The following is a 15,624-nucleotide window of genomic DNA, read 5'->3' as shown; positions in this document are numbered from 1 at the left end:
CCTATTAAATTAATTTATTTAGCGCCTTCTATTTCAACGCCTTTTAATGTGTAATCTCCACCGTATTTATGGTTTTGCCAATTTTTAATATATGGCTGTCTCAATCTTGCAGACCCTGTTTGGAATAATGGAGATATGGATGCTGAATCTAAAAATTCTGATTCTGCATCTTGTAATGCTTTAATACGTTTATCGCTATTTTCTGGTTTCAACATTTCATCTGAATTGGCTTCTTCTAATGCTTTATCATATGCTTTGTTAGCATATCCTGTTTGGTTATGCGGTGAATCAGACGTAAATAAATCTAAGAATGTTGTTGGATCTGGATAATCTGGGAACCAACCTGCAAATGAAATATCAAAGTCTTTTTTAGACTCAAGTGCGAGTTTTTGTTTAAATGGTTGTTGTTTAATTTTTAATGTTACGCCAGGTAAATTTTTCTCTACTTGTTCTTTAACAAATTCTCCTGCTTTTTTAGATTCATCTTCATCATACGTTAGCAATTCAATTGTAAATTTATCTTTACCTAAATCTTTTTTCGCCTGTTCAAGATGTTCTTTTGCTTCTTTTTTATTATAGCTTAGAGACGACTTCACACCTTCTGTATAATCTTTATCGTCACTATCTTTCACGAAGTCTTTAATCATTAATGTATCTAATGGTTTAGATCCATTATTCAACAACGAATTCACATATGATTTCTTATCTATTGATTTCGCAATTGCTTTTCTTAAATCTTCGTTTTTTAAGTTTTCATTTTTCTCTTTATTAATTCTGAAGAAGTAACTTCCTGATGTTGCTTCAGTAGAAAAATCTTCTCTGTCTTTATATTTTTTAATGTTTTGGGCATCTAAACCAACCATGTCTAACTTACCTGTTTGATACATATTAATGGCTGTTTGCGTATTTTTAACAACTTTAACGTTTACGTCTTGAACTTTTACTTTATCTTTATCCCAATATTCATCGTTCTTTTCAAGCTTCCATTTATCTTCTGGTTTCCACTCTGTTAATTTATATGGTCCATTAGATAATGTCGTCTTAGCTGTTGTACCAAATTTGTCACCTTGCTTTTTAACAAACTTTTCATTTTGAGGCATGTATGAACCGAATGCTAATAAACTTTCCATCCAAGGCACATCTTTAATGAGTTTAATTTGAAGTGTGTGATCATCAATCGCTTTAACACCTAATTCTTCAGGCTTTTTGTCACCTTGCGTAATGTCTTTTGCATTCTCTATATTTTCAAACATATATGCAAATTCTGCAGCTGTATCTGGATCGACTGATCTTTGCCATGCATATACAAAATCATGTGCAGTTACTGGGTCCCCGTTAGACCATTTGGCGTTATCTCTCAATTCAATTGTCCATGTTTTCCCATCACTAGACTTTTTAGGTTCATCTTTTGCAACACCTGGTATAGGTTTGTCATTCTTATCTAATACATATAAGCCTTCTAACGTTTGAGCAAAAGTTGTAAATGAAACTTGGTCAGCTGCTAATGATGGATCCATAGTAGGTATATCATCACCTGATGATAAATTAAGTTCATTTTTAGATTTGGATTGTTTAATATTACTACCTTTTTCATTTTTATCATTACTACACGCTGACATAATAAGCACCAATGAGACTAGTATCATAAATATGACTTTGTACTTTTTCATTTTTAATGCGCCTCCTCATTATTGTGTCAAACATCGTGAATATATAAAGAAAAGCAATCAATGTTTCCATTGATTGCTTTCATTCACTTTTATTTAGCTCCAGCGATTTCTACTTCTTTAAGTGAGTAGTCACCACCGAATTTATGTGGTTGCCAGTTTTTAACGTATGGTTGACGTAAACGTGCAACACCTTGTTGGTAAAGTGGCCCAATTGAAGCTGAGTCTAAGAATTTAGTTTCAGCATCTTGTAATAATTTAGTACGTTTAGCACTATTTTCATCTTTTAACATTTCATCAGAATTAGCTTCTTCTAATGCTTTATCGTACTCAGCATTTGCATATCCAGTTTGGTTATGTGGACTATTTTTCTTGAATAAATCTAAGAATGTAGTTGAGTCTGGATAGTCAGGACCCCAACCAGCGAATGAAATGTCATAATCGCCTTTAGATTCTAACGCTAATTTTTGTTTGAACGGTTGTTGTTTAATTTTTAAAGTTACACCTGGTAAGTTTTTCTCAACTTGTTCTTTAACGAACTCAGCTGCTTTTTTAGATTCATCAGCATCATATGTTAATAACTCGATGTTGAATTTATCTTTACCAGTTGCTTTTTTAGCTTTTTCTAATAATTTCTTAGCTTCTTCTTTGTCATAATTTAATGGAGATTTAACGCCATCGATGTAGTCTTTACCGTCTTTGTCTTTAACGAAATCTTTAACCATTAATTTATCTGAAGGAACAGAACCATTGTTTAATAATGATTTAACATATTGTTCTTTATCAATAGATTTTGCGAATGCTTTTCTTAAATCTTCATTTGCTAAATCTTTATTCTTAGTTTTGTTAATTCTAAAGAAATAGTTAGAAGAGTTTAATTGAGTAGAGAAGTCTTCTCTATCTTTGTATTTTGTAACGTTTGAAGCATCTAATCCAACAGTATCTAATTTACCAGTTTGGTACATGTTAATAGCTGTTTGTACTTCTTTTACAACTTTATAGTTAACTTCTTTAAGTTTAACTTTGTCTTTATCCCAATATTCTTTGTTTGGTACAAGCTTCCAATTATCTTCAGTTTTCCATTCTTTCATAATGAATGGACCGTTTGATAATGTAGCATCAGCAGTAGTCCCGAATTTCTTACCTTGTTTCTCAACGAATTTTTCGTTTTGAGGCATGAATGAACCGAAAGCAAATAGACTTTGCATCCAAGGAACGTCTTTAATTAATTTAACTTCTAAAGTATGATCATCAATTGCTTTAACGCCTAATTCTTCAGGTTTTTTCTTACCTGCAGTGATGTCTTTAGCGTTTTCGATGTTTTCAAACATGTATGCATATTCAGCTGCTGTGTCTGGATCTACAGTTCTTTGCCAAGCATAAACGAAGTCATGTGCTGTAACTGGATCACCATTTGACCATTTTGCATTGTCTCTTAATTTGATAGTCCAAGTTTTACCGTCTGCAGATTTTTCAGGATCTGCTTTTGCAACACCTGGTGCAGGATTATCATCTTTATCTAATACATATAATCCTTCTAAAGTTTGGTTAAACGTAAAGAATGATACTTGGTCTGTTGCTAAAGATGAATCCATAGTTGGAATATCTGATGTTGAAGATAAGTTTAAGACGTTTTCAGATTTTTCACTCTTAACGCCGCCTTTACCACCTTCGTCACTTTTAGAACCGCCACCACTACATGCTGCTAACGTTAAAACAGCTGCAACGAGTATTGACAATAAAACCGAAATCTTCTTCCTCATATAGCTTTTCCCCCTTGTTTTCTTTCCCCTGATTAATCAGAAGAGTTATTATAATTATATTTTAAAAATGTATGAATAACAACAAAAATTCACACAATTTTCAAACAATTGTTAAAATACGATAAATCTAGATTAAAAACTATAATATTATGCTTCTGTTAAATCAAAGTCTTTATTATAGTTGGCCTTCTTCTCAGCAAATTCTTTTTCAGAACAATATACAAAGTGATCCGGACCTACTTCTCTTAATTCTAGTTTGTCGTCGTCTTCATATTTATGTATATCTGGATTATATGAAGATCTTGTTCTTGTTCGTTCAGAATCAGGATCTGGTAATGGAATCGCTGATAACAATGATTTAGTATATTCATGTTGAGGATGCTTATAAATTTGGTCAGATGGTCCAAGTTCAACCAATTTACCAAAGTACATTACACCGATTCTATCTGAAATATATTTAACCATTGATAAATCATGCGCGATGAATAAGAACGTAATGCCTTTTTCATCTTGTAGCTTTTGCATTAAGTTAACAACTTGTGCTTGAATCGAAACGTCAAGTGCAGAGATAGGTTCATCTGCAATAATGAATTCTGGTTCAACAGCTAATGCACGCGCAATTCCTAACCTTTGTCTTTGTCCACCAGAGAACTCATGTGGATATCTATTAGCATGCTCTTTATTTAAACCAACTGTTTCAAGTAATTCGTAAACACGTTTTTTTCTTTCTTCTTTACTTGAAACGAGTTTGTGAACATCTAAACCTTCAGCAATTATATCCATAACTTTAAGACGTGGGTTTAACGATGCATATGGATCTTGGAAAATCATTTGCATACGACGATTAAATCGTAATAAGTCTTTACGCTTTTTGATATTTTGTATATCAACGTTATCAAAGATGACTTTCCCGTCAGTTGCATCATATAGTTTAATAAGTGTGCGTCCCGTTGTGGATTTACCACAACCAGACTCACCAACTAAACCTAATGTTTCACCTTTAAATATTTGAAACGAGATATCATCTACCGCTCTTACCTCATTTTTCTTGCCTACGTTGAAATATTGCTTTAAATTTTGAACATCAATCAGTACTTCTCTTTTATCAGCCATTAGAACGTCACCCTTTCTACACGTTTTGGCTTGTCAAATTGATCTGGTGTTGCTTTTTGTTTTAATTTAACAGCTTCTGGTAATTCTACTTTAGGTGCTCTTTCATCTAACAACCATGACTTCACAAAGTGTGTAGGTGAAATTTGGAACCAAGGTGGCTCTTCCTTAAAGTCAATATCTAAGGCATATTCACTACGTCTAGCAAAAGCATCTCCAACAGGTGGCTTGATTAAATCTGGTGGTGTTCCAGGGATAGCCAAAAGTTCTGTATCATGAGATGTTTCTAAACTTGGCATAGATGATAGTAAGCCCCATGTGTATGGATGTTTAGGGTTATAGAAAATTTCATCAACTGAACCAGTTTCTACAATTTGTCCACCATACATTACTGCTACTCTATCTGCCACGTTAGCTACTACACCTAAGTCATGTGTAATAAAGATAATAGAAGTATCTATTTTATGTTGTAATTCTTTCATCAATTCTAATATTTGTGCTTGAATCGTTACGTCTAATGCTGTTGTAGGTTCATCTGCAATTAAGATTTTAGGGTCACAAGCTAATGCTGTAGCAATAACAATCCTTTGTCTTTGTCCACCAGAGAATTGGTGAGGATAGTTATTAAACCTTTCTTTTGCTTTCGGTAAACCTACTAAATTTAAAATATCTAATGCGCGCTTTTTCGCATCTTGTTTAGATAATTTTTGATGCTTAATAAGTGGTTCCATGACTTGCTTACCAATCTTCATAGTTGGATTGAGTGAAGTCATAGGATCTTGGAATATCATACCAATCTCTTTACCACGAATCTTCTGCATTTCTTTTTCGCTTAATTTTGCAATATCTTTCCCGTCAAACAAGATAGAACCGTCTTTAATTCGACCTACTTTTCTAGGCAATAAGCGTGTTAATGCTTTAGTCGTAACAGATTTACCTGAACCTGATTCACCAACTATCGCAAGTGTTTCCCCTTTATCTAAATAAAAGTCTACACCTCTTACTGCTTGTACTTCCCCCGCGTCAATGTCGAAGGAAACATGTAAGTTATTTACTTCTAATATTCTCTTAGCCATAATTAATTTCCTCCTTATTTACGCATTTTAGGGTCAAACGCATCTCTTAAACCATCACTGAATAAGTAGAAGAATAAGATTAATAAACTTAATACTGTTGCTGGTACGAATAATTCATGTGGGTAAATCAGCAACATTTTTCTACCTGTATCAACTAATGAACCTAGTGATGCTTGTGGTGCTGGAATACCTAATCCAATGAAGCTTAAGAATGCTTCGAAGAAAATTGCACTTGGAACTGTAAACATTGACGTTACAATAATTGGGCCAAGTGTATTTGGTAAAATATGTTTAAAGATTAATTTAAAGTTAGAAACCCCTAATGTTCTTGATGCCATTACGAATTCTTGTTCTTTAATTTTCAAGAATTGTCCACGTACAATACGACTCATACCGAGCCAACCTGTTACGGACATGGCTAAAATAATTGTCCATATAGATGGATCAAATAGTAATACGAATAAAATTACGACGATTAAGTTTGGAATAGAAGAAAGTATTTCTACAATACGTTGTAAAATATCATCTATTCTTCCTCCGAAGTAACCTGATACAGCACCGTAAATAACACCGATAAAGATATCTAGAGCTGCCGCTACAACACCGATGAATAAGGATACTTGTGTACCTCTCCAAGTACGTGTCCATAAGTCACGCCCAAGTTCATCCGTACCGAACCAGTAATTTTCTTGAACGTTTTGACTTTCATATAAGTCAAAGCCATCTCTATCAGTACCATCAAATGGTAAGAACGGAACTTTATCTAATACTGGAATTTTCGGTGGTAAGTTCGCATGTGAAACGTTTTGATCACTGAATTTATGATCGTTCATTAATGGTCCTACTAAAGAAAGAATTGTCAGTAAGATAAGGAATATTAAACCAACAATCGCTAGTCTATTCCCTACAAGTTGCTTCCAAGCATCTTGCCAGAATGTACGACTTTTTCTTTCGAATTTTTCTTCTACTACTTTATCTCTTCCATGTAATACAAAGCTTTCTGCTGGCATACCTTGTGTTGAGTGTGTAACAGAGGCGTTATCATAACCGCTATTATTTAACTTGTTATCATCATTATTAGCCATTATTTTTTACCTCCTTCAACACGGATTCTTGGATCTACTAATCCGTAAAGTACATCAACTAAAAAGATTGAAATAATAAATAAGAAACTGAATAGTAATGTTAAAGCCATAATGACTGGATAGTCATTTGTTTGTATTGATCGAACGAATTGGTCACCTAGACCAGGAACGCCGAATATATTTTCAATTGTCAAAGTACCTGTTAAGATACCTGCTAACATTGGAACGATAATCGTAATGATTGGAATTAATCCATTACGTACTGCATGTCCAAAGATAACACGTGCACTTGACATCCCCTTAGCTCTTGCTAATTCTATGTAATCAGAACTTAGGACCTCAATCATTTCAGAACGTATATAACGTGCAATTGTTGCTGTTACACCTGCTGCTAACGCAATTGATGGTAATACAGCAGTCATAAATCCACTCCAACCTGCTACAGGGAATATTTGCCATTCAACAGCAAATACATATTGTAGTAGTACAGCTAGAACGAATGATGGAACTGAAATAAATATTACCGATAGGAAGGTGGCCCCATAGTCTACTATTGTATTTTGCCTGATTGCAGCAACTATACCTAATAATAAACCAGTAATAGTTCCTAAAATCATCGCATATGTACCCATTTCTACAGATGGTCCAAGTCTAGGTTTAATTAAACTCCAAACCTCTCTGTTATCGTATTGGAATGAAATACCAAAATCACCTTTTGCGACATTTTTTAAATAGTTCGCGTATTGTACTGGTACAGGATCATTCAAACCATACTTTTCATTTATAATAACCTTCTGCTCTTCTGATAATTTCTCATCGTTGTACGGTGAACCCGGTAACAATTTCATTAAGAAAAATGTTATCGTCATAATTAAAAACAATGATATGAACATATAAATAATACGTTTCAAAGTATATCTAACCATTGTTTTGCCTCCAATCCCCTTATCGAATTCATATTTCTTTTAATATTCAGAAATATTTATATACATTATACAGAATTTATACAATGTAAATCAACACGAATATTCAGAATTTTGAATATGAAAGTGTTCAAAATAATAGATTATTTTATTACGATAAAGCGACAACGCGATATCGATATACACTTTAATAGCATAAATATACAACATTTGTTTACTAATTACCTATTTTTTCTAATTTTCAGTCATTTACTATGTAGTAGCATACAATAATTATACATAAGTAAAATTACACTTATTTTTTTATTAAGTTCCACAAAACATAAATATTTTTTTCTAATCTGTTATAATACACTTAAATCTAATGATAAGAGGTAGGTAATAATGAAATTTTGGGGTATTTTTACTATAGGTTATATTGGCCTATTTGCTGTCCTTTGTCTTATCTTTTTAAAAGACCTAGATCAAGCAGCTAATATATACTTTTACATCATGACAATTGCTTTTGCAGCAAGTTGGATTGTTGCGATGAAACAAGATGGCGTTGGAGAAGTTTCTAGACAAGCAGTTCGGAAGTTTAATTTTCATATGAAGTCTAAAGCGTCACAAGATTATTTGAAAGACGATGAAATCATGAATCCAAATATGAAAGAACTACATTTAAAAGAAAGAACAATACATAACTGGGTATTACCTTTTGTCGTATTAAGTACATTATTTTTTATTATCTCAATCTTTCTAGGGTTTATCGTTTAATATTTTTCATAAATAAAAAGCAGAAACACCAACTTTTCATTGGTATTTCTGCTTTATTTTTATGAGCTATTTTTGATATTTTTTGAAGACTAATACTGCATTATGTCCACCAAAGCCTAAGCTGTTACTCATAGCGTACTCAATATCTAATTTAGCCGCTTCATTAGGCGTATAGTCTAAATCGATTTCTGGATCTGGTGTGTTTGCATTAATTGTCGGAGCGACAATACTATTTTCAATTGATAAAGCCGTTAAGATTGATTCAACTGCACCAGTTGCACCAAGTAAATGACCCATCATTGATTTAGTTGAACTTATTTTTAAGTTCTTAGCTGCATCACCGAAAGTAGATTTAATAGCTAATACTTCATATAAATCACCAATTGGTGTACTTGTACCGTGTGCATTTAAATATTGGATATCTTCTGGTTTAATACCAGCATCTTTAATGGCTGCTTGCATTGCACGAGCACCGCCTTCTCCATTTGGAGATGGAGCTGTTATATGGAATGCATCCCCAGTTGATCCATATCCTACTACCTCAGCATAAATATGTGCACCACGTGCTTCAGCTGATTCTAATGATTCTAATACAACTACACCAGCACCTTCACCCATGATGAAGCCATCTCTTCCTTCTTGGAAAGGACGACACGCTGTATTTTTGTCAGGATTTGTAGATAATGCTTTATTCGCACTGAAACCTGCAATAGCCATTTCTGTTATAGGTGCCTCTGTACCACCAGCTAACATAACATCAGCATCACCACGTTGGATGATTTTAAATGCATCACCTATAGAGTTTGTACCTGTTGCACAAGCAGTAACTGTACAACCATTTGGACCTTTAGCGCCTAAATCTATAGATACTTGACCAGTTGCCATATCTGGAATCATCATTGGTACGAAGAAAGGACTTACACGTTTTGGACCACGTTTTAAAAGCATATTGTGTGAGTATTCGAATGTTTCCATACCACCAATACCTGAACCAATCCAAACACCTACACGATGACTATTTTCATCTGTAATTTCATATTTAGAATCTTTTAAAGCTTCACGCGCAGCAACAATTGCATATTGCGTAAATCTGTCCATTTTACGAGCATCTTTTTTCGGAATATGATCATCAATATTGAAGTCTTTTAATTCACCCGCTAATTTAGCTGGAAATTCAGAAACATCAATCCTTGTTACTTCGTCTATGCCGTTTTTACCGTTAATTGCATTTTCCCAAGTAGTAGGCACGTCATTTCCTAAAGGATTTAATGTACCTAAACCAGTCATTACAACACGTTTTTTCTCTGTCATTATCCAATTTCCTCCTATTTACCCCAGCGTAACGTTATGGCACCCCAAGTCAGGCCGCCACCAAATCCAACTAGGACTATTGTATCGTTATCTTTTATTTTACCTTGTTCTAATTCATATGCAATACTTAAGGGTATTGAAGCTGCAGATGTATTCCCGTATCTATCTACAGTTACACTCATCTTCTCTTTAGCAATACCTAATCTTTCACGAGCAGATTCCATAATTCTGATATTAGCTTGATGTGGTACAAACATATCGATGTCTTCTGATTGTAGACCTGCTTTTTCTACTGCTTTAGTTGAAGCTTCACCCATAATTCTAACTGCAAACTTAAAGACTTCACGTCCATTCATTTGGATTGTATTAGCATCCATATCTTGATATAGGTGTGGTCCACCATTACCATCTGAACCAAGCTCAACACTTAGTATACCTTTACCTTCTGATACTTCGCCAATGATAGCTGCGCCAGCACCATCACCAAATAATATAGCTGTACTTCTGTCATTCATATCTGTAATTTTCGTTAGTTTATCAGCACCAACTACTAATACATTTTTATAAAGACCAGATTGTACAAATTGTTGTGCAGTTACTATACCATAAATAAAACCAGTACATGCAGCAAGTTGATCCATAGATGGCACTTTATTTAAACCTAATCTTTTTTGTAACGTAGTTGCTACAGTTGGAAATGGTTTATCCCCTGTTGAAGTTGCTACGATGATCATTTCGATTTCTTCTTTATCTAGACCTGAATCTTCAATCGCTCTTACCGCAGCTTCGTATGCTAAATCACTTGTATCTTCAGTATCATCAGCAAAACGTCTTTCTTTTATACCAGTCATTTTTGTAATCCATTCATCTGATGTATCTAAATAACTTTCAAAATGTTCATTTTTTACCACGCGTTTAGGCGCATATGCCCCAAAACCTTTTATACCAATATCCATTATATTGACACCTTCTTATAATCTGTTGTTATTATCAGGTACTAATTTAACATACTTATACCATTATATACAAGCACAGACTCACTTTTAAAAATATTTAAATCGTTTTCATCATATAAGGTATACAATTTATAAAAAGTTAATTATAATGAATGATATGACATTAACAGTTACGGAGGATAAAAAATGCAATACATCTTAACTTTTATATGGGCATTCTTATTATCACAAATGATAAACTTTGTTTTACATAGTTTAGGCGGTTCAGATGAAGCGCTAAATTTTGTTAGTCCAACTATTTATGCAATCATTTTTACAGTTGTTATTATTCTTTTAGATGCTTTAGTTGGTAAATCTTCTTCGGACAAACAAAGTACACAACATTCATAAAAAATTCCCGTCAATTATATGACGGGATTTTTTGTTTGTGATTAACTATATTTTTTCTGGCTTATATTCACGGTTTGTACAGGGGCGTTGTGAACACTTTTCGCCAAACTTGTTCATAACGGGGGCGTTAGTTACAAAAATCGGTCAAAGTGTTACTATGGGCGGCTATAATTACAAAAGTCGGTCAAAGTGTTACTATGGACCGCTATAGTTACAAAACTCGGCCGAAGTGTTACTATGGACCGCTATAGTTACAAAACTCGGCCGAAGTGTTACTATGGACACTCGTTATTTGCACTTCTAATCAAAACTGCTAATAACACACCCACTATTTGCACTTCTCACCTAACTTGCTAATTACTACCTTATACACAACACCAAAAAAATCCCGCCAATTACATGACGGGATACTTTATTATGCATTTACTTCAAATTTAACTTCACCATCTACTAAGTGTACGTTTACTATTGTACCTTCTTTTAATTCTTGACCGATCATCAATCTTGCTAATGGTGTTTCAATTTGTCTTTGTACAAATCGTTTCAATGGTCTTGCACCAAATTGTGGTTCATACGCTTCTTCAGCTATCCACTCTTTCACATCTTGGTCTACACTCACTTTGATGTGTTGATCTACTAATCGAATGTTTAAGTTTGTAATAATATGATCTACGATATGACTCATATCTTTAATAGAAAGTGGTTTGAATAATACGATATCATCCATTCTGTTTAATATTTCTGGTTTAAAGTATGCATGCAAGCTATCGTCTACTTGTTTTTTAGCTGATTCTTCAATTTCACCATTTTCAGTAACGCCATCTAATAAATATTGTGATCCAATGTTACTTGTCATAATGATAATTGTATTTTTAAAATCAACACTGCGACCTTTTGCATCTGTTAATCTACCTTCATCTAATAATTGAAGTAATACATTAAACACATCATTGTGTGCCTTTTCAATTTCATCTAATAAAATAACTGAATATGGTTGTCTTCTAACCGCTTCTGTTAATTGGCCACCTTCTTCATAACCTACATAACCTGGAGGCGCACCAATCAAACGTGCTACAGAGTGTTTTTCCATATATTCACTCATATCAATTCTGATCATATGTTTTTCAGAATCAAATAATGTTGCTGCTAATGTCTTAGCTAATTCAGTTTTACCGACACCAGTAGGACCTAAGAATAAGAAACTACCAATCGGTCTATTTGGGTCTTTAATACCTGCTCTTGCTCTTACAACAGCATCTGACACTAAATCTACAGCTTCATCTTGACCAACAACTCTTTCATGTAGAATGTCTGAAAGTTTAAGTAATTTTTCTCTTTCAGTTTCAACAAGTCTTGATACTGGGATACCTGTCCATTGACTGACGATATAACCAATTTCTTCATCTGTTACAACTTCTCTAATAAGTCGGTCATGATCAGATCCTGTTTCTTCAGCAAATGCTTCTTCTAATTCTTTTAATTCTGCTTCTATTTGTGGAATCTTGCCGTGTTTAAGTTCTGCTGCTTTAGCTAAATCATATTGATTTTCTGCATTTTCAAGCGCTTGTTTACTTTCATCTAATTCTGCTCTTTTATCTTGTAATGATTTGATTTGTTCTTTCTCTTGTTCAACTTTACTTTGTAATTGTTGTTGTTTTTCTTTTTCATCGGCTAATTCTTTTTGTAATTCTTCTAGACGAATTTGACTGCTTTGGTCAGATTCTGATTTAAGTGCATTTTCTTCAATTTCTAACTGCATCACACGTCTATTTACAGCATCTAACTCAGTTGGATTAGAACCCATTTCTGTACGTATTGTTGCACAAGCTTGGTCTACTAAATCTATCGCTTTGTCTGGTAAGAATCTATCTGTAATATATCTATCTGATAATTCAGTTGCTGCCACTAATGCTCTATCTTGAATACGAACACCATGGTGTACTTCATATCTTTCTTTCAAACCTCTTAAAATTGAAATAGTATCTTCTAAGTCAGGTTCTTTAACGTTTACTTTTTGGAAACGTCTTTCTAATGCTGAATCTTTTTCAATGTATTGACGATATTCATTTAAAGTTGTTGCACCGATACAGTGTAACTCACCTCTTGCTAACATTGGTTTAAGCATGTTACCTGCATCCATTGCACCGTCTGTTTTACCTGCACCAACTAACATATGAATTTCATCAATGAATAATAAAATTCTTCCTTCAGATTCTTTAACTTCTTTTAAGACTGCTTTTAATCTTTCTTCAAATTCACCGCGGAATTTGGCACCAGCTACTAATGCTGATAAATCTAATTCAAAAATTGTTTTATCTAATAGTGATTCAGGAACATCTCTTTTAACAATTCGTTGAGCAAGTCCTTCTACAATGGCTGTTTTACCAACACCAGGCTCACCTATTAATACTGGGTTATTTTTAGTTTTTCTACTTAATATACGAATCGTATTACGAATTTCCTCATCTCTACCGATTACAGGATCCATTTTCCCTTTTCGAACTTCTTCGACTAAATCTCTACCGTATTTAGATAATGCTTCATATTGTACTTCAGGATTTTGTGATGTCACACGATTCCCTCCTCTTATTTTATTAATAATTTCATTAATGACTTCTTTTTTATTGCCTACAATATCGATTGTTGTTTGGTCAACTTCGATGGCTGCTTTTAAGATATGCTCCATAGACATATAGTCATCTTGCATTTCTTCTTTAATTTTATCTGCTTTATTAAATAATTCATTAAGCTTTGGCGAAATATATTGTCCATATTGGACGTTATCACCTTTAACTACAGAATATTGTTTTAACTTTTGTTCATATTTATCTTTTAAAATTTCTGTATCAATATTTGCTCTTTCAAGCGTTCTTTTAAAAATACTTTCATCTTCATTTAATGCTGCAAGTAATACAGCTTCTATTTCAATATTTTGTAGTTGATATGATTGTGATAATTGTTGTGCTTGTTCAATTGCACTTTGTACGGAATATGTCATCTGATTAATATCCAAATGTATCACCTCTTTAAATTTTCAACGGCCAATAGTTTGACTATCTTTGACCTTAATTTGATTATATACCTTTTGACCTTCTTTGACAAATATAAAGCACCAAAATTACAAACCTTTTTTATGACATTTTATGGTAAACTATAAGTGAAATCATAAGGGGAAGTGATCTTTTGCAAACTACATATACAGAAGCAACTTCAATTATTGAGTATATTATTCAACATGGTCAACGACACCATTTTGATGCCCACCATTATATATACCATACTGGAGACTTATGTAATCATATTTATGTAATTGTAGAGGGAAAAGTCATTACACATCGCGTAATGGAAGACGGGAAAGAATTTAATACTAAACTATTAGGCAGACATAGTATTTTCGGTTCGACTACATTATTTTGTGGAAGAAAGACACATAGCCTTTCAGCAAGAGTAAAAGAAGCAGCTGTCGTATTTAGTATTCCTAAAGTACAATTCGAAGAAGCCATTTTAAACGATGAAGTGCTTAAATATGAATGGTTACTGTGGGTACAAAATGAAAACGAAAAAAATGAATATCAAATTAGAGATGTCTACACACTTGGTAAAACAGGTGCATTCTATTCAATATTGATTAAATTAGCAAATACATATGGCATACAAGATGAAAATAGCATTTTGATCAATGTAGATTTAACCAATCATGAATTAGCCAATTTTTGTAATGTAACAAGAGAAAGTGTTAACCGTATGTTGAGTAATTTAAAGAAAGAGAAAATCGTCTCCATCAATCATAAGAAAATCACAATACACGACTTAGATTATTTAAAGCGAGCCATCAATTGCGAAAATTGTCCTTTATCCATATGTAGGATAGAATAAGGATTAAGATTTTAAAACCTTTATTCTATAAGGAGGATATCAATGAAAAACTTAATCTGGATTATTCTAGGTTTATGTAGTTTAGCCTATTCTATAAATTTATTTTATAATGCAATTTTTAATAACAAGCCTTTGAATCCTGTTACCACTATCATATTGATATTCGTTATATTTTATATCGTCTATACTTTAATCTCAGACAAGCATAAGAAACCAAAGTCTAATAATAATTAATTTCAGACAAATAACTATAAACAACAAAAGCAGTAGAGATCATGTTTTAAACATGATCTCTACTGCTTTTTGATTACTTTTAGCTTACACCTAATGCAATTTTAGCGTAACGTGACATTTTGTCTTTGCCCCATGGTGGATTCCAGACAATGTTAACTTCTGTTTCTTTAATTTCAGGTAATTCTGCTAATGCAGTTTTAACCTGATCTATAATTTGTGGCCCCATTGGACAACCCATAGAAGTTAAAGTCATTTCTACTGTGCATAATCCTTCGTCGTCTAAGTCAACGTTATATACAAGACCTAAGTTAACTATGTCTATTCCTAGTTCTGGGTCAATTACATTCTCAAGTGCACCGATAATACTATCTTTCATTGCTTCTTCCATATTTTCACCTCATTCTAAAAGTTACTATATATAATATATCAAATTTAAAGCATGGGTTAAAGAAAATGATATGATATTATTGTATGTAT

General features: G+C 33.2%; 14 protein-coding genes. 4 read left to right on the top strand and 10 right to left on the bottom strand.

The genetic code is table 11. The features are described 5' to 3' along the window. Window positions 1–14: 14 nt before the first annotated feature. The 6 genes from LQ686_RS04920 to opp3b form a co-directional block, all read right to left on the bottom strand. Window positions 15–1,670: a peptide ABC transporter substrate-binding protein gene (locus tag LQ686_RS04920; protein ID WP_239733195.1), complete on the bottom strand. Its 1,656-nt coding sequence runs from the start codon at window positions 1,668–1,670 to the stop codon at window positions 15–17. Between the two features lie 89 nt (window positions 1,671–1,759). Continuing rightward, window positions 1,760–3,430, bottom strand: a complete 1,671-nt coding sequence (locus LQ686_RS04915) for a peptide ABC transporter substrate-binding protein (protein WP_107565303.1) — start codon at window positions 3,428–3,430, stop codon at window positions 1,760–1,762. 147 nt (window positions 3,431–3,577) lie between these two features. Further along, the gene (locus LQ686_RS04910; RefSeq protein WP_107565304.1) at window positions 3,578–4,543 is read right to left on the bottom strand and encodes an ABC transporter ATP-binding protein; all 966 of its coding nucleotides are present in this window, start codon (window positions 4,541–4,543) and stop codon (window positions 3,578–3,580) included. Further along, window positions 4,543–5,616 (bottom strand): ABC transporter ATP-binding protein, encoded by a 1,074-nt coding sequence (locus LQ686_RS04905; protein WP_025905682.1) that lies wholly within the window; start codon window positions 5,614–5,616, stop codon window positions 4,543–4,545. The genes LQ686_RS04910 and LQ686_RS04905 overlap by 1 nt, the downstream gene beginning before the upstream one ends. A 14-nt stretch (window positions 5,617–5,630) precedes the next feature. Beyond that, window positions 5,631–6,701 carry an oligopeptide ABC transporter permease gene (opp3C, locus tag LQ686_RS04900; RefSeq protein WP_107565305.1) on the bottom strand — a complete coding sequence of 357 codons (1,071 nt, stop codon included), beginning with the start codon at window positions 6,699–6,701 and terminating at the stop codon, window positions 5,631–5,633. Beyond that, entirely contained in the window at window positions 6,701–7,627 is a 927-nt protein-coding gene (gene opp3b, locus LQ686_RS04895; RefSeq protein WP_025905684.1) for an oligopeptide ABC transporter permease, read from the bottom strand. Before opp3b ends, opp3C begins: the two co-directional genes overlap by 1 nt. A gap of 381 nt (window positions 7,628–8,008) precedes the next feature. On the opposite strand from opp3b, the gene LQ686_RS04890 reads away from it, so the two are divergent. After that, the gene (locus LQ686_RS04890; protein ID WP_025905685.1) at window positions 8,009–8,380 is read left to right on the top strand and encodes a DUF3899 domain-containing protein; all 372 of its coding nucleotides are present in this window, start codon (window positions 8,009–8,011) and stop codon (window positions 8,378–8,380) included. Between the two features lie 66 nt (window positions 8,381–8,446). On the opposite strand, the gene fabF is transcribed toward LQ686_RS04890, so the two are convergent. Then, window positions 8,447–9,691 carry a beta-ketoacyl-ACP synthase II gene (gene fabF, locus LQ686_RS04885; protein ID WP_025905686.1) on the bottom strand — a complete coding sequence of 415 codons (1,245 nt, stop codon included), beginning with the start codon at window positions 9,689–9,691 and terminating at the stop codon, window positions 8,447–8,449. A 14-nt stretch (window positions 9,692–9,705) separates the two neighbouring features. Next, a complete protein-coding gene (locus LQ686_RS04880) occupies window positions 9,706–10,647 on the bottom strand; it encodes a beta-ketoacyl-ACP synthase III (RefSeq protein ID WP_107565306.1) in 942 nt (313 codons plus the stop codon). A 186-nt stretch (window positions 10,648–10,833) separates the two neighbouring features. Between LQ686_RS04880 and LQ686_RS04875 the strand changes: the two genes are divergently transcribed. Beyond that, on the top strand, window positions 10,834–11,037 hold the full coding sequence (locus LQ686_RS04875) for a YjzD family protein (protein WP_025905688.1): 204 nt from the start codon (window positions 10,834–10,836) through the stop codon (window positions 11,035–11,037). A gap of 415 nt (window positions 11,038–11,452) precedes the next feature. Here the strand turns inward: LQ686_RS04875 and clpB are convergent, their stop codons facing one another. Next, window positions 11,453–14,050, bottom strand: coding sequence for an ATP-dependent chaperone ClpB (clpB, locus tag LQ686_RS04870; RefSeq protein ID WP_107565307.1), 2,598 nt, complete (start codon window positions 14,048–14,050; stop codon window positions 11,453–11,455). Window positions 14,051–14,220: 170 nt separating this feature from the next. On the opposite strand from clpB, the gene LQ686_RS04865 reads away from it, so the two are divergent. Together LQ686_RS04865 and LQ686_RS04860 are read left to right on the top strand one after the other, a co-directional pair. After that, window positions 14,221–14,913: a Crp/Fnr family transcriptional regulator gene (locus LQ686_RS04865; RefSeq protein WP_107565308.1), complete on the top strand. Its 693-nt coding sequence runs from the start codon at window positions 14,221–14,223 to the stop codon at window positions 14,911–14,913. 42 nt (window positions 14,914–14,955) lie between these two features. Continuing rightward, a complete protein-coding gene (locus tag LQ686_RS04860; protein ID WP_119493851.1) occupies window positions 14,956–15,147 on the top strand; it encodes a hypothetical protein in 192 nt (63 codons plus the stop codon). A 79-nt stretch (window positions 15,148–15,226) separates the two neighbouring features. On the opposite strand, the gene LQ686_RS04855 is transcribed toward LQ686_RS04860, so the two are convergent. After that, entirely contained in the window at window positions 15,227–15,535 is a 309-nt protein-coding gene (locus LQ686_RS04855) for a metal-sulfur cluster assembly factor (RefSeq protein ID WP_037588867.1), read from the bottom strand. Between the last annotated feature and the right edge of the window lie 89 nt (window positions 15,536–15,624).

Origin of the sequence: Mammaliicoccus sp. J-M41, assembly GCF_022385935.1 — a bacterium.
Classification (GTDB): Bacteria; Bacillota; Bacilli; order Staphylococcales; family Staphylococcaceae; genus Mammaliicoccus; species Mammaliicoccus sciuri_A.
The sequence above is the reverse complement of the archived record's forward strand: the minus strand, read 5'-3'. Positions and strand labels throughout refer to the sequence as shown.